This window comes from Sphingomonas hankookensis (genome assembly GCF_028551275.1).
Taxonomy (GTDB): domain Bacteria; phylum Pseudomonadota; class Alphaproteobacteria; order Sphingomonadales; family Sphingomonadaceae; genus Sphingomonas; species Sphingomonas hankookensis_A.
Genome location: NZ_CP117025.1, coordinates 2,800,346 through 2,815,150, shown reverse-complemented (window position 1 = coordinate 2,815,150; position 14,805 = coordinate 2,800,346). Strand labels below are relative to the sequence as shown.

Genomic DNA, 14,805 nt, shown 5'->3' with positions numbered 1-14,805 from the left:
GGCCAGGTTCTCGACAGACGCTTCGAACCGAATGGGGCCGGATGAGGGTTAATGCGGGGCGCGGCCGGCGAAGGTCGGGATGCTCTCCGCGCCCGATGGCGACAGGGCCGAGACGGCGACGAAATGGTCGTCGACGATGACGCCGTTCAGCACCGCTTCCGTGCCGGTGACGTCGCGACGGTCGGTCCAGTCCTGCGCGTCGTTTCGCCGCCAGCGGATGCGATAGCCGGCTGCAGTCGCCACCGGCGCCCAGCGGACCGTCGTATCCGTCGCCAGCGCCCCTTCGATCGACACGCTGGCGGGGGCAGCCGGAGCGGCCGCGAGACGGGCGATGGTCGCGGCATTGATCGCCGTCACCTTGGCCAGATAGGGGAAATCCATCCGGTCGATCGTGTCGCCATAGACGCGCTTGCCGTCGCGGCGCAGATCCTGATGCTGGGCGTCGTAATTCTCGACCCCGACCGAGAAGCGGATCGCAGGATAGCCGAGCTTCAGGAACGGTTCGTGGTCGCCCCCGCGCCCGAACCGATCGGGGCGACGATCGAGAAACACGTCGAGGCCGCCGGGGATCGTGGTCGCGACCGCATCGATCGTCTTGGCCAGCGCGCGCGACGGGCCGTCATCCTCACCGCCGGCGGCGCGGCGGGCGATCTGCTGCTCGATCGATTCAGACGCGCGGATGCCTTCGGAAAAGACGCGGACGCGGTCGGCGACCTTGCGCCCGTCCTGGCCGATCGTGTTGCCGACGATATCGTTGTTGAGCACGGCGGACACCGTCCAGCCGCGCTCCTTCGCGGTATCGGCGAGCAGCTGGGCGCCCCACAATCCCTGTTCCTCACCCGACAGCGCGGCATAGACGATCGTCGCGTCGAACTTTTCCTTCGACAGGATGCGCGCGGTTTCCAGCACCAGCGCGACGCCCGACGCGTCGTCATTGGCGCCGGGCGCGTCGCTGGTCGCATCCATCACGTCGCTGACGCGGCTGTCGATATGGCCCATCACGATGACGACGCGTTTGGGATCGCGCCCCTGCTGAAAGCCGAGAACGTCGACGACATTGACGCCCTGTGGCGCGCGCGGGCCGGTGAAGCCGCGCGCGATGTTGGCGACAGTGATGCAGTTGCCGCAGCCGGCACCGATTCGGGTCAGTTCGTTGGCGAACCAGCGTCGCGCCGCGCCGATGCCGCGCGTCGGATGGTCGGGATCGGACGCGGTATGGCGCGTGCCGAACCCGACCAGGGTCGCGACGTCGGCACGTAGCCGGTCGGGGCGGGGGGTATCGCGCGCACCGGCAGCGGTGGCGAGGAACAGGGCGGGCAGAAGCAACATCGAGCGCATGGGCGGGAGGATGCCGCGTTCCGACACCCTGCTCAACCGGTTTCGCGTGATACCCATATCCGGCTAAAACCTAGTTACCCGGTGGGTTTGATGCAGAAACTAAATGTTTGGTTTCGTTTTTTGCAATTGCTAACGGAACGGTTGCGGTGCACAACGACTGTGCCTTTCAGGCATCCTCTCCTAAAACTTTTCAAGGGTCGGTTCGCCGGCCCTTTTTTTTGTGCCCGAGCCGCGCTAACGGACGTCCACCAGCGCTGCGCTGAATTATAAGAGAGGATGTGCCGGACACCCGGCGAACAGCAGCAGCCCGCGGGGGATCGAGCGCGAATCGCTGCTCTCCCCCGCCCGGTACTTCCCAACGTCGCTTTATCGCAGCGGCCTGAACCATGGCTGACCGTGATGGCGAATCAGCTCAGCCGGTCGATCCCGGCGCGGTCGAGGCTGCCGGGAATGACCATCAGCGGCACGGGGAGCGCACCGGCATCGGTGCCGGCGAAATGGGTAACGAGCGGGCCGGGCGATCCGGTCGCGGCGGCGCCCAGCACCAGTGCGGCGATCTGCGGATTGGCGGCGATCATCTCGCGCACGATTCGCGGGCCGTCGCCGATCTTCACCGTCAGATGCGGTTGCAGGCCGGATTCGGCGATCAGCGTGCCCGCCGCCGCCTGGACCAGCGCTTCGGCGCGTTCCTTCGCTTCCTCCTCGATCGTCGCCTGTACCCCGCCCCAGGGGGCGAATTCCTGCGGCTCGACCAGCGCCAGCACCTCGACCCCGCCATTGGTCTTGACCGCACGGCGCGCGGCGAAGCGCAACGCGACCGCGCTTTCGGGACTTTCGTCGACCACCACCAGATATGTCCGCATGCATCTTCCCCTGACGCTACGGTTCATGCGCCGGTTCGTGGCGGCGACGCAAGGTCGTGCCGGGGCTTGACCGGGACGGCTCCGGCGGCGAAGAGGCGCGACGAGCCTGAGAGGACCATTCTGCCCCATGCCGATCGAGATCAAGATGCCCGCCCTGTCCCCCACGATGGAAGAGGGGACGCTGGCCAAATGGCTGGTGAAGGAAGGTGATACCGTCAAGTCCGGCGACATCATGGCGGAAATCGAAACCGACAAGGCGACGATGGAATTCGAAGCCGTCGATGAAGGCACGATCGGCAAGGTGCTGGTCGCCGAAGGGACCGACAATGTGAAGGTCGGTGCGGTCATCGCTATCCTGCTGGAAGAGGGCGAGGATGCGTCGGCGATCGATGCCGCGCCGAAGAAGGCGGAAACGCCCGAGCCTGCCGACGACCAGTTCAAGGGCAAGCCCGATGCGACCGACCCGAACAAGACCGGCAGCGAAGCCGCGCCGGCCCCGGCCGGTACGTCGGATCACGGCCGCCCGGCCGGTGCCGGCGCTGCCCAAGGCGATGGCGGCCGCGTGAAGGCCAGCCCGCTGGCGCGTCGCATCGCCGCCGACAAGGGGCTGGAACTGTCGGGTATCGCCGGCAGCGGCCCGAACGGCCGGATCGTCAAGGCCGATGTCGAGAACGCGAAGCCAAGTGCCGCAAGCGCGCCGAAGGCCGAAGCGGCCGCTCCGGCACCAAGCGCGGCGGCTGCCCCTGCTCCGGCAGCGGAAGTGCCCAAGCCGGCGGCGGTGTGGTTCGACGATTCGATCCCGCACACGGTCGAGAAGCTGTCGAACATCCGCAAGACGATCGCGCGTCGCCTGACCGAATCGAAGCAGCAGGTGCCGCACATCTATCTGACGGTCGATGTCCGTCTGGATGCGCTGCTCAAGCTGCGCGGCGACCTGAACAAGTCGCTCGACGCGCGTGGCGTGAAGCTGTCGGTCAACGACCTGCTCATCAAGGCGCTGGGCGTCGCGCTGGAAAACAGCCCGAAGTGCAACGTCACCTTCCTCGGCAACGAAATGGTGCAGTATGCCCGCGCCGACGTGTCGGTGGCGGTGTCGACGCCGACCGGCCTCATCACCCCGATCATCCGCGATGCCGCCAACAAGGGCGTGGCGAAGATCAGCACCGAGATGAAGGACCTGGCCGGCCGCGCCAAGGAGAACAAGCTGAAGCCCGAGGAATATCAGGGCGGCACCGCGTCGCTCAGCAATATGGGCATGTTCGGCATCAAGCAGTTCGAAGCGGTTATCAATCCGCCGCAGGGCATGATCCTGGCGGTCGGTGCCGGTGAGAAGCGCCCGTACATCGTCGACGACGCGCTGGGTGTCGCGACCGTGATGACCGCGACCGGCAGCTTCGACCACCGCGCGATCGACGGGGCGGACGGTGCCGAGATGCTCAAGCTGTTCAAGGCGCTGGTGGAGTCGCCGCTCGGCCTGATCGCGTAAATGCGAGCCCGGCTGCTGACCGAAATCGTGCATGTCGTCGCCGGGGTGGCGGCGGCATGGGCGATCGGTTCGCTATCGGCATGGTCGTATCCGCTGGGCCGGCGCGACATCTGGACGGTGACATGGGTGGCGATGGCGATCGTCATCGTGCTGGGCATCCGGCAGGTGCGGCGCGCTATGGCCGAGGAACGCGCAAAGGGTTTGTCGGATGATCGTTGAGAATTCCACGGTTCCCCCGACCGATCAGCCCGCGCTGCGCGTGACGGCGATGCCGGCGGACACCAATCCCTATGGCGACATTTTCGGCGGGTGGATCATGTCGCAGATGGACATGGCCGCCGGCCTGCTCGCCGCGCGCCATGCCAAGGGGCGCGCGGTGACGATCGCCGTCGACGCGATGCAGTTCCATGCGCCCGTAGCGGTCGGCGACGAATTGTCGGTCTATGCCGACCTGATAAAGGTCGGGCGGACGTCGATGACGATCAAGGTCGAAACGTGGCGCCGCGACCGCTTCGGCGAGGCGACGTGCCGGGTGACCGAGGCGCAGTTCGTGTTCGTGGCGATCGACGAGGATCGCAAGCCGCGGGCGATCGAGGCGTAATCCCGGGATCGTCCCAACATCATTACGGCTGCTCGACCGGGCAGCATCGAGCGAAAAGGTAAAGTGATGGCTGAATCTTACGACCTCATCGTGCTCGGTTCCGGCCCCGGCGGCTATGTCGCGGCGATCCGGGCGAGCCAGCTGGGCCTAAAGGTCGCGATCGTCGAGCGCGAGCGGCTGGGCGGCATCTGCCTCAACTGGGGCTGCATCCCGACCAAGGCGCTGCTGCGTTCGGCCGAAATCTATCACTACATGATGCATGCCGCACAGTACGGCCTGTCGGCGGAGAAGCCGTCGTTCGACCTTGCGAAGGTCGTCGATCGCAGCCGCAAGGTGGCGGGCCAGCTGAACGCGGGCGTCAAGGGGCTGATGAAGAAGAACAAGGTCGCAGTGCACGAGGGCGTCGGCACGATCACGGCCAAGGGCAAGCTGAGCGTCAAGCAGGGCGACAAGACGACCGAGCTGGAAGCCAGGCACATCATCATCGCGACGGGCGCCCGCGCCCGCGACCTGCCGTTCGCCAAGGCCGATGGCGCCAAGATCTGGACGTACCGCCACGCGATGGTGCCGCCGGAAATGCCGACCAAGCTGCTGGTCATCGGATCGGGCGCGATCGGCGTCGAGTTCGCCAGCTTCTACAACGACATGGGCGCCGACGTGACGATCGTCGAGATGCTCGACCGGATCATGCCGGTCGAGGATGCCGAAGTCAGCGAGTTCATGCACAAGGGGCTGACCAAGCAGGGCATGACGATCAAGACCAAGTCGGGTCTGGAAAAGCTAGAAGCGACTCCGGCGGGCGTCAAGGCCGCGATCAAGGGGCCGGACGGCAAGGTCGAACAGGTCGAGTTCAGCCATGCGATCGTCGCGATCGGCATCGTGCCCAATACCGAGAATATCGGCATGGAAGCGCTGAAGATTGAAGCCGAGCGCGGCCACATCAAGACCGACGGCTATGGCAAGACCAATGTCGAGGGCATCTGGGCAATCGGCGACGTGACCGGCGCGCCGTGGCTGGCGCACAAGGCGAGCCATGAGGGCGTGATCGCCGCCGAGGCCATCGCCAAGGCGCTGGGCAACAAGGACGTCCATCCGCACGCGATGGACAAGAACAACATTCCGGGCTGCACCTATGCGCGTCCGCAGGTCGCCAGCGTCGGCTTCACCGAGGCGAAGGCCAAGGAAGCGGGCTACAGCGTCAAGGTCGGCAAGTTCCCGTTCATCGGCAACGGCAAGGCGATCGCGCTGGGCGAGGCCGAAGGCTTCGTAAAGACGGTGTTCGACGCCAAGACCGGTGAGCTGCTGGGCGCGCACATGGTCGGCGCGGAAGTGACCGAGATGATCCAGGGCTATGTCGTCGCCCGCCAGCTGGAGACGACCGAGCAGGAGCTGACCGAAACGGTGTTCGCGCACCCGACCATCTCCGAATCGATGCATGAGTCGGTGCTGGCGGCGTACGGTCGCGCGCTGCACATCTGACGGACGTCACCGAACCGTCATAGTTCTTGACCCGCGCCGTGCCCGAGCGGCATGGCGCGGGTCCATGAAGCAGCTCTTTCCGGCGATCCTCGCCACGTCGTTTCTGGTTGCACCGCCGGCCGCCGGGCAAACCGTGCAGGAATTGCAGCGGCAGATCGACGAGCTGAAAGCGGTCATTGCCGAGATGAAGGCGGCGCAGGCCGCAAATGCTGCCGCGACCACGCCGAGTGCGCCCGCGGCGCCCGTGCCGCAAGTCGCCGTCGCGCCGAAGCCCGCCCCGCCATCGACCCAGCTCGCCGCCGCATCGCCGCCGGCCAAGCGCGAGAAGTGGTATGATCGTATCAGGCTGCGCGGCTATACCCAGTTGCGGCTGAACGAGATCATCTCGGGCGATCGTACCGCGCCCGCTGGCATCGCCCGGCTGCGGTCGGTGCATGACAGCGGGATCGGCGACGACACCGGCTTCACCTTTCGACGGATCCGGCTGATCCTGCAGGGTGATCTGGGTGAGCGGGTGTCCTTCTACCTCCAGCCCGATTTCGCTACGGCGGTGACCAGCCAGTCGGTCGGCGAGCGGCGCGAGGGGTTCCTGCAACTGCGCGACGCCTATTTCGATGCGTTCCTCGATCCCGACAAACGGTTCCGGCTGCGCTTCGGCCAGTCGAAGGTGCCGTTCGGGTGGGAGAATATGCAGTCGTCGTCGAACCGTATCCCGCTCGACCGCAGCGACGCGATCAATAGCGGGGTGCCCAGCGAGCGCGATATCGGGGTCGTCGCCTATTACACCCCGACCCATGTCGACGACATCTGGGAACGACTGACCGAAGACGGGCAGAAGCTGTTCGGCAATTACGGCGCGTTCGGCGTCGGCGTCTATAACGGGCAGGGGATCAACCGCGAGGAAGCGAACGACGCGGTGATGGCGGTGGCGCTGGCGACATGGCCGTTCGAGATCGGCGGCGGGCGCGTGTTGGAGGTCGGGGGCAGCGCCTATACCAACCGCGTCCAGCCCGAGGTGCGGACCGGCGGGGTCGGTGCCGAACCCTTCACCGACGAGCGCATCGGGCTGCACGCGATCCTGTATCCGGCGCCGCTGGGGTTCCAGGCGGAATGGAATTGGGGGCGGGGGCCGGAATATGACCGGACGCTGCGCGCGATCACGACCAAGCCGCTGCATGGCGGCTATGTGCAGGCGATGGCGCGGGTGAAGGCGTCGCCGGTCGGGCCGTTCATGCCCTATGCCCGGTGGCAGACCTATCGCGGCGGATGGAAGGCGGCGGTCAACGCGCCGCGGCTGGAGACCGACGAGATCGAGCTGGGCATCGAGTTCCAGCCGGTGCCCGCGCTGGAATGGACCATCGCTTATGCCCGAATGGACCGCGCCGAGGCGGACGAGCGGCGGATGGGACGCGCCGAGGGCGATGTGTTCCGGACGCAGTTGCAGTTGAATTATTAGGGTTTTTTTCCGCCGGCGGCGTCCAAAGTTCACTAAGTTCACACTCGTGCGGATTTTGCGCGCTGCGCGCATCACCGTTGAGTGGGAAGGTCAAAGAGCGTGGGTGACAACGACCCGGGCGCAGAATGGCAGTGGCGGATGTTGTAGGAAAGCGATGTCGTGCGCTGGCCCGATCCCGGGCGGGACCGCTAAGACCGCCGGTAGAACCGAAACTTACCCGCTACCCTGATCCATATCACGTCGCCGTTGTCGGTAAAGCCAGCCTGACCGCCTGAAGCACTCATCGGGAACATCTGCACCGTCGCGCCATTTCTGAGATCGATCAAAGCTGCCTGCACGACAAGGCTGCGCCTATTCGGCCATGAGATCAGGGCGTAACGCCCATTCGGGCTGATTTCGAGAATGTCGGCTTTCCAGAAATTCGTCACACTTTGGGTGATCGACCAGGCGGACTTACCGGTCGAAAGGGATATCGACTCGACCACGATACCGGCTCTCGGTTTCGGCGGTTCGGGCCTCGGGGCATGGGGATCCATTGGCCCGTCGAATATCTGGACTCCGTCCGGCTGGAGTTCGATCAAGCGGAGAAGTTGCTTGCCGGAGGGAAGAAGGGAAACCCGCTCATCCGTGCGGTTTCGAACGGGCAGTTCCACTGCGGGCAGACCTTGTGTCCAGTGGACCCGCGTTGCGCCGGCTCTTGTTCGAATCGTGACAACCGCGTGAACCCGGCCCGATGCGATCACTGCCATCACCGCCGCGAGCGAAAATCGCGGATCGCTTCCCGCCGGTCGTCCCTTGAGCGAATGGAGGGACGCCAATGACAGTCGATCAAGGATACTGCCCGTCGCCGTGTCGACCATTGCCAATTCAGGCGCGGGGTCCGGATGGGTCGGTTGATAGGTACCGCCGTGCGTCCCGAACTGAACGATAGCGATTGACGTGCCGGGGACCCACTGCACGGCGTCGAGCGGACCGGATGGAGAGAAAAAATCGGGGACCGGAAGGCGCGATCCGTCAAGTGACAGGCGTATGACCTTTCCACCCGAGGTGGGAAATCCGCTCGCAGCCTTTTCACGGGTCGTAGCCCAGAGCGACGTCGAATCCGGCGTCCACGCAATGGGCGCGGCAACGGTCGTTACCCGGAAATTGAGGCTTTGGGTCGACGCAGGGATAAAGCGATTTTGGCCGGAGCGAAGATCAACAATGGTGACACCAGCATGATCTGCCCATGCTGCATGGGTGCCGTCCGGCGATACGGAGGGCGGGGCGCTGTCATACACTTTCCCCGGATCGAAACAGCGGGCGGATAGCAACCTGTAGGGTCCCGCATCCGGCCGTTCGTCCTCGGTAGCCGGTGCGCGATAAGGCGAGCAGTTCGTCGTGGGTGCGACCGGTCGCCCGGCGTTAACGCCGGCCGCGGCAACGATCAAAAGGGGAAGCAGGAAGCCGTTCTGGCGCATGATGACTCCTGTCCGGTAGGATGCAGGCCCATTTGACTTCGGTCCAGCTTACGATCGGGTAAACCCGATCGTCGCAATCCATCTACTTCGTGGGAAGTCCCATTACCCCGCCGCCTTCGCCAGCCCGCGCGAGATCTGCAGCGCGGCGTTCAGGCGGGCCTGCGGGTCGCCGAAGCTGCGGCTGATCACCAGTTTCATGTCGGGACGCAGCTTGGCAGTGCCGTTGAGCTTGTCGACATAGGCGAGCAGCCCTTCGACGCTGGGGACCTCGTGGAAGCTGACGATCGCGCCCTTGGCGCCGACGTCGATCTTGGCGATGCAGGCTTTCTTGGCGTTCAGCTTCGCCTCGATCAGTTGCAGCAGGTTGCTGGTGGCGACCGGCAGCTTGCCGAAGCGGTCGATCAGTTCGGTGGCGAAGGCGTCGATGCCGGCGCGATCCTCGACATCGTTCAGGCGGCGATAGAGGCCCATGCGCAGGTCGAGGTCGGGGACATAATCCTCCGGAATCAGGATCGGCGCGTCGACGGTGATTGTGGGGGAGAAGTCCTTGGGCTTGTCGTCGCGAAGACCCCCGGCCTTGGCGTCGAGGATCGCTTCCTCGAGCATCGACTGGTAGAGTTCGAAGCCGACTTCCTTGATATGGCCCGATTGTTCGTCGCCCAGCATGTTGCCCGCGCCACGCTGGTCGAGGTCGTGGCTGGCAAGCTGGAAACCGGCGCCCAGCGATTCGAGGTCGGAGAGGACCTTGAGGCGCTTTTCCGCCGCTTCGCTGACCAGCCGTTCGGGGGGCGTGGTCATATAGGCATAGGCGCGGGTCTTCGAACGGCCGACGCGGCCGCGCAGCTGGTAGAGTTGTGCCAGGCCGAACTTGTCGGCGCGGTTGATGATGAGCGTGTTGGCCGAGGGAATGTCGAGGCCGCTCTCGACGATGGTGGTCGATACGAGCAAATCGTAGCGCTTGTCGTAGAAGGCCGACATGCGTTCCTCGACCTCGGTCGGCGCCATCTGGCCATGGGCGACGACGTAGCGGATTTCGGGAACTTCCTCCGACAGGAACTTCTCGATCTCGGGCAGGTCGGCGATGCGCGGGGTGACGAAATAGGCCTGTCCGCCGCGATAATGTTCGCGTAGCAGCGCCTCGCGCAGGACCACCGGGTCCCATGGCATGATGTAGGTGCGCACCGCGAGGCGATCGACCGGCGGGGTCTGGATCACCGATAGCTCGCGCAGGCCCGACATCGCCATTTGCAGCGTGCGCGGGATCGGGGTGGCGGTCAGCGTCAGGACGTGGACGTCGGCCTTCATCGCCTTCAGCCGTTCCTTGTGCGTCACGCCGAAACGCTGTTCCTCGTCGACGATGACCAGCCCCAAGCGTTTGAAATCGACCTGTTTCGACAGCACGGCATGGGTGCCGACGACGACGTCGATCGTGCCGTCGGCAAGGCCGTCGCGGACCTTCTTCGCCTCGGTCGCGGTGACGAGGCGGCTGAGGCGGCCGACTTCGATCGGGAATCCTTCGAAGCGGGCCTTGAAATTGTTGTAATGCTGGCGGGCGAGAAGGGTCGTCGGGCAGACGATCGCGACCTGCATCCCAGCCATGGCGGCGACGAACGCGGCGCGGAGCGCGACCTCGGTCTTGCCGAAGCCCACGTCGCCAACGACGAGGCGGTCCATCGGGCGGCCTGCGCCCAAGTCTTCGAGCACGTCGGCGATGGCGCGTTCCTGATCGTCGGTTTCCTGATACGGGAAACGGTCGACAAAGGCGGGGTAGCCGCCGCTATCGGGTTCGGCGACCTCGGCCGGGCGCATCGCGCGTTTCGCGGCAGTGGCGATCAGGTCGCCCGCGATTTCGCGGATGCGGTCCTTCATCCGCGCCTTGCGCCGTTGCCATGCCTCGCCGCCCAAACGGTCGAGCGAGGCGCCTTCCTCGCCCGCGCCGTAGCGGCTGAGGACTTCGAGATTTTCGACCGGCACGTACAGCTTGTCGCCGCCGGCATATTCGAGCTGGACGCAGTCGTGGGGGGCCTTGGCCACCGGGACCTGGGTCAGCCCGACATAGCGGCCAATGCCGTGATCGGCATGAACGACGAGGTCGCCGGGGGAAAGGGTGGCAAGTTCCTGCAGGAAGGCGTCGGTGTTCTTGCGCCGCTTGGCGCGGCGGACGAGACGATCGCCGAGCATGTCCTGTTCGGTGAGGACCGCCACGTCGGCGCTGGTGAAGCCGTGGTCGAGGGGGAGGACGACGAAGGAGACGGTCGACTTGGCACCGCCCAGCGCCCGTTGCCATGTCTCGACGGTCGAGACGCCGGTCAGGTCGTGATCGGCGAGCAGGCCCATCAGCCGTTCGCGTGCACCCTCCGAATAGCTGGCGAGGATCGGCTTGCGGCCCTGTTTGCGCAAGGACGCGATGTGGTCGACGACGGCTTCGTAGATATTCGCCTGTTGCGTGCGTTCCGGCGTGAAGTCGCGGGGGCCGTCGACTTCGAAATCGACCGAGGTGGCGCTGTCGGGGGCGTGGAAGGGCGTGACCTGATGCGCGGCGGTGTCCGACAGGCGGTCGGCCCATTCGTCGGCCGACAGGTAGAGTGCGGCGGGGAGAAGCGGGCGGTAGCTGCCCGGGTCGTTGGTCTGCGCGCGGACACGGTTGGTGTGATAGTCGGCGATCGATTCGAAGCGCTGTTCGGCGGCGGCGGGAACGCCGGCGTCGCGGACGATGACCGCTTCGGGCGAGAGGTGGTCGAAGAAGGTTTCGAGGCGTTCTTCGAAAAAGGGCAGCCAGTGCTCCATGCCCGACAGGCGGCGGCCGTCGCTGATCGCCTGATAGATCGGATCGCCGGTCGCGGTCGCGCCGAACTTTTCGCGGTAGCGGGTGCGGAAGCGCTTGATTGAATCCTCATCGAGCAGGGCTTCGGAGGCGGGGAGCAGGGTGAAGCCGTCGACGCGGCCGGTGGTGCGCTGGTCTTCGGGCGAGAAGGTGCGGACGGTTTCGATCTCGTCGCCGAAGAAATCGAGGCGCAGGCCGGAGTCGGAGCCGGACGGCCACAGATCGACGAGGCCGCCGCGGACGGCGAACTCACCGGCGTCGTGGACGGTATCGACGCGGTTATAGCCGTTCGCCTGCAGCAGCGCGGAGAGGCGGGGGAGCGAGATGCGCTCGCCCGGCGCGAGGCGGGCGACGAGCTGGCGGATGCGGAACGGGGTCAGCGTCCGCTGGGTCGCGGCGTTGACGGTGGTGACGATCAGGCGCGGGCCTTTGGCCTTCGACTGGAGCGAGTGGAGCGCGGAGAGGCGCTCGGCCATCGAGCGCAGCGTCGGGCTGGCGCGGTCGTAGGGGAGGCAGTCCCAGGCCGGGAACTGGAGCACCGACAGGTCGGGGGCGAAGAAGGGTGCGGTGGTCGCAATGGCGCGCATCGCCGCTTCGTCGGGGGCGATGTAGACGAGGTCCCCCTTTGCGCCGCGGGCGAGGTCGGCGAGGAGGACCGGGAGGAAGCCTGTGGGCACGCCCGCGAGGGTCAGCGAGCGGGGGGCGGACAGGATTTTGGAGAGGTCGGGCATTTGTTACCTTTGGCCCTCTCCCCTTCAGGGGAGAGGGTTGGGAGAGGGGAATGCGGGCGCTTCGTTACTGCCCCTCTCCCCGACCCTCTCCCCTGAAGGGGAGAGGGAGATTGTTCAGTTCAGCGGCTGACCGGCACGAAATCCATCTTCCGCATGGCATGCAGCACCGGATGGTCGAACTGCGCCGGAGCCGGCTGGACGCCCATCGCCCACGCCATGATGTCGACATCCTGTTCCTCGAGGAACGTTTCGAACCAGTCCATGTCGGTATCGCTCCACGTCGCCGAATGCGCGTCGAAATAGCCGCCGATCATCAGGTCGGCTTCGCGGGTGCCGCGATGCCAGCTACGGAATTTCAGGCGCTTCAGCCGGGTTTCGCGGTCCATGACGTTCCAATGCAATTGCGCCGCCGGACGCTGGCAGCGACCGTCGGTTGGGATATAGGACCAAGTAGTCATGCGTCCCGAACTCCTCAACCCGCTGTTTGCCGAAGTCACCTCGCTGAAAGGGGTCGGCCCGGCGCTGGCCAAGCCGCTGGAGCGGTTGAAGTTGTCGCGGGTGGCCGATGTGGCGTTCCACCTGCCGACCGGCTGGGTCGACCGGTTGAAGCGGAACGAGCTGATGGAACAGGATGCGGGGCGGGTGATCGCGATCCCGCTGACCGCCGTCGATTACCGGGTGAGCGCGGGGCGCGGGCCGACGCGGGTGCGTGCCGCCGACAAACACGGCAATATCGTCAACCTGACCTATTTCGGCGGATCGTCGGGCTGGGTGAAGAAGCTGTTCCCGCTGGGCGAGACGCGGCTGGTGTCCGGCAAGCTGGAGACGTACGGGCAGGAGTTGCAGATAGTCCATCCCGACCATGTGCTGCCTGAGGCGGAGGCGGACAGCCTGCCCGAGCGGGAAGCGATCTATCCGCTGTCCGAAGGGCTGACATCGCGCCGGGTCGGGCAATTGGCGGCGCAGGCGATCGAGCGCGCGCCCGACCTGCCCGAATGGATCGAGCCTAGTTTGCTCAGCAAACATCAGTGGCCGGCGTGGAAGGAAGCGTTGGCGCGCATCCATGCCGATCCGGCGGATGCGAAGGCGCGGGAGCGGCTGGCCTATGACGAGGTGTTCGCCAATCAGTTGGCGCTGCTGTTGGTGCGGGGCGAGGCGCGGGCGCGTAAGGGGCGGGCGCTGACCGGGGACGGGCGGCTGCGCGCGAAACTCGACCTGCCATACAAGCCGACCGGCGCGCAGTCGCGGACGATCGGCGAGATCGAGGGCGACATGGCGCAGACCCAGCCGATGCTGCGGCTGCTGCAAGGCGATGTCGGGTCGGGCAAGACGCTGGTCGCGTTGATGGCGCTGCTGATCGCGGTCGAGGGCGGGGCGCAGGGGGCGTTGCTGGCGCCGACCGAAATCCTGGCGCGGCAGCATTATGCGACGTTGCAGCGGCAGTTGGCGGGGACCGGCGTCACCGTCGCCGCGCTGACCGGACGCGACAAGGGGCGCGTGCGCGAGGGCGTGTTGATGGGGTTGGCCGACGGGTCGATCGACATTCTGGTCGGCACGCACGCGATCTTTCAGGAGGCGGTAGCCTATCGCGACCTGGGGCTGGTGGTAGTCGACGAACAGCATCGCTTCGGCGTCGCGCAGCGGATGATGTTGCAGGCGAAGGCGGCGCGGCCACCGCATCTGCTGGTGATGACCGCGACGCCGATCCCGCGGACGCTGACGCTCGCCCAATATGGCGAGATGGACGTCAGCCGGCTGGACGAGATGCCGCCGGGGCGCGAGCCGATCGAGACGGTCGTGATGTCCGAGGACAAGCTGGACGCGGTGGTCGATGGGCTGGCGCGGCATTTGTCGGCGGGCAAGCAGGCGTACTGGGTATGCCCGCTGGTCGAGGAGAGCGAGAAGTCCGACCTGGCGGCTGCCGAGGCGCGGGCGGAGGCGCTGCGGCAACGCTTCGGCGACAAGGTCGCGCTGGTCCATGGGCGGATGAAGCCGCTGGAGAAGGACGCGGTGATGGCCGAGTTCGCCGCGGCGCGCGCGGGCGTGCTGGTGGCCACGACGGTGATCGAGGTCGGGGTCGACGTGCCCAATGCGACGCTGATCGTGATCGAGGCGGCGGACCGCTTCGGGCTTGCCCAGTTGCACCAGTTGCGCGGGCGGGTGGGCCGGGGCGGGGGCAAGTCGGTGTGCCTGTTGCTGCGGGGGAACAGCCTGTCGGAAACGTCGCGGGCGCGGCTGGCGCTGATGCGCGAGAGCAACGACGGGTTCCGGATTGCCGAGGAGGATCTGCGGCTGCGCGGGGGTGGCGAGTTGCTCGGCACGCGGCAATCCGGGGAGGCGGTGTTCCGGCTGGCGACGCCGGAGATGCTGGGCGAGTTGCTGCCGGTGGCGAATGCCGATGCGCGGTTGCTGGTGGATCGGGATGGCGGGTTGGAAGGGCCGAGGGGGCAGGCGGCGCGGGTGGCGCTGTATCTGTTCGAGCGGGATGCGGGGGTTGGGCGGTTGCGGTCGGGGTGATCGGCCATAGGCCGTATCCCCGCGCAGGCGGGGATCCAGAGCCGCGGTCG

The 14,805-nt window shown here is 66.2% G+C and carries 11 protein-coding genes; 6 read left to right on the top strand and 5 right to left on the bottom strand.

Annotated features, from left to right (window positions below; genetic code table 11):
• Positions 1-48: 48 nt before the first annotated feature.
• Positions 49-1,338, bottom strand: a complete 1,290-nt coding sequence (locus PPZ50_RS13375) for a M20/M25/M40 family metallo-hydrolase (protein WP_198158629.1) — start codon at positions 1,336-1,338, stop codon at positions 49-51.
• Between the two features lie 407 nt (positions 1,339-1,745).
• Positions 1,746-2,201, bottom strand: a complete 456-nt coding sequence (locus PPZ50_RS13370; protein ID WP_066694412.1) for a universal stress protein — start codon at positions 2,199-2,201, stop codon at positions 1,746-1,748.
• 127 nt (positions 2,202-2,328) lie between these two features.
• Between PPZ50_RS13370 and PPZ50_RS13365 the strand changes: the two genes are divergently transcribed.
• From PPZ50_RS13365 to PPZ50_RS13345, 5 genes are all read left to right on the top strand, one after another.
• The gene (locus PPZ50_RS13365) at positions 2,329-3,687 is read left to right on the top strand and encodes a pyruvate dehydrogenase complex dihydrolipoamide acetyltransferase (protein WP_066694410.1); all 1,359 of its coding nucleotides are present in this window, start codon (positions 2,329-2,331) and stop codon (positions 3,685-3,687) included.
• Positions 3,688-3,906 (top strand): hypothetical protein, encoded by a 219-nt coding sequence (locus PPZ50_RS13360; RefSeq protein WP_066694403.1) that lies wholly within the window; start codon positions 3,688-3,690, stop codon positions 3,904-3,906. It begins immediately after the preceding gene.
• On the top strand, positions 3,896-4,288 hold the full coding sequence (locus PPZ50_RS13355) for an acyl-CoA thioesterase (protein WP_066694401.1): 393 nt from the start codon (positions 3,896-3,898) through the stop codon (positions 4,286-4,288). The genes PPZ50_RS13360 and PPZ50_RS13355 overlap by 11 nt, the downstream gene beginning before the upstream one ends.
• 66 nt (positions 4,289-4,354) lie before the next feature.
• Entirely contained in the window at positions 4,355-5,767 is a 1,413-nt protein-coding gene (lpdA, locus tag PPZ50_RS13350; protein ID WP_272815318.1) for a dihydrolipoyl dehydrogenase, read from the top strand.
• 64 nt (positions 5,768-5,831) lie between these two features.
• Positions 5,832-7,223, top strand: a complete 1,392-nt coding sequence (locus PPZ50_RS13345; protein WP_066694395.1) for a porin — start codon at positions 5,832-5,834, stop codon at positions 7,221-7,223.
• A gap of 188 nt (positions 7,224-7,411) precedes the next feature.
• Here PPZ50_RS13345 and PPZ50_RS13340 read toward each other — a convergent pair whose 3' ends face one another.
• From PPZ50_RS13340 to PPZ50_RS13330, 3 genes are all read right to left on the bottom strand, one after another.
• Positions 7,412-8,683 (bottom strand): hypothetical protein, encoded by a 1,272-nt coding sequence (locus PPZ50_RS13340; protein ID WP_272815317.1) that lies wholly within the window; start codon positions 8,681-8,683, stop codon positions 7,412-7,414.
• A gap of 102 nt (positions 8,684-8,785) precedes the next feature.
• Positions 8,786-12,238 (bottom strand): transcription-repair coupling factor, encoded by a 3,453-nt coding sequence (gene mfd, locus PPZ50_RS13335; RefSeq protein WP_066694389.1) that lies wholly within the window; start codon positions 12,236-12,238, stop codon positions 8,786-8,788.
• A gap of 119 nt (positions 12,239-12,357) precedes the next feature.
• A complete protein-coding gene (locus PPZ50_RS13330) occupies positions 12,358-12,624 on the bottom strand; it encodes an FAD assembly factor SdhE (protein ID WP_066694386.1) in 267 nt (88 codons plus the stop codon).
• A 70-nt stretch (positions 12,625-12,694) separates the two neighbouring features.
• Here PPZ50_RS13330 and recG point away from each other — a divergent pair, with 70 nt between their 5' ends.
• Positions 12,695-14,755, top strand: a complete 2,061-nt coding sequence (gene recG, locus PPZ50_RS13325; RefSeq protein ID WP_066694383.1) for an ATP-dependent DNA helicase RecG — start codon at positions 12,695-12,697, stop codon at positions 14,753-14,755.
• Positions 14,756-14,805: the final 50 nt, after the last annotated feature.

Coding starts and splice junctions, on each gene's coding strand:
- PPZ50_RS13365 (WP_066694410.1), top strand. CDS start 2,329: ATGCCGATCGAGATCAAGATGCCCGCCCTGTCCCCCACGATGGAAGAG.
- PPZ50_RS13345 (WP_066694395.1), top strand. CDS start 5,832: ATGAAGCAGCTCTTTCCGGCGATCCTCGCCACGTCGTTTCTGGTTGCA.
- PPZ50_RS13370 (WP_066694412.1), bottom strand. CDS start 2,201: ATGCGGACATATCTGGTGGTGGTCGACGAAAGTCCCGAAAGCGCGGTC.
- PPZ50_RS13330 (WP_066694386.1), bottom strand. CDS start 12,624: ATGGACCGCGAAACCCGGCTGAAGCGCCTGAAATTCCGTAGCTGGCAT.
- PPZ50_RS13340 (WP_272815317.1), bottom strand. CDS start 8,683: ATGCGCCAGAACGGCTTCCTGCTTCCCCTTTTGATCGTTGCCGCGGCC.
- recG (WP_066694383.1), top strand. CDS start 12,695: ATGCGTCCCGAACTCCTCAACCCGCTGTTTGCCGAAGTCACCTCGCTG.
- PPZ50_RS13355 (WP_066694401.1), top strand. CDS start 3,896: ATGATCGTTGAGAATTCCACGGTTCCCCCGACCGATCAGCCCGCGCTG.
- PPZ50_RS13375 (WP_198158629.1), bottom strand. CDS start 1,338: ATGCGCTCGATGTTGCTTCTGCCCGCCCTGTTCCTCGCCACCGCTGCC.
- mfd (WP_066694389.1), bottom strand. CDS start 12,238: ATGCCCGACCTCTCCAAAATCCTGTCCGCCCCCCGCTCGCTGACCCTC.
- lpdA (WP_272815318.1), top strand. CDS start 4,355: ATGGCTGAATCTTACGACCTCATCGTGCTCGGTTCCGGCCCCGGCGGC.
- PPZ50_RS13360 (WP_066694403.1), top strand. CDS start 3,688: ATGCGAGCCCGGCTGCTGACCGAAATCGTGCATGTCGTCGCCGGGGTG.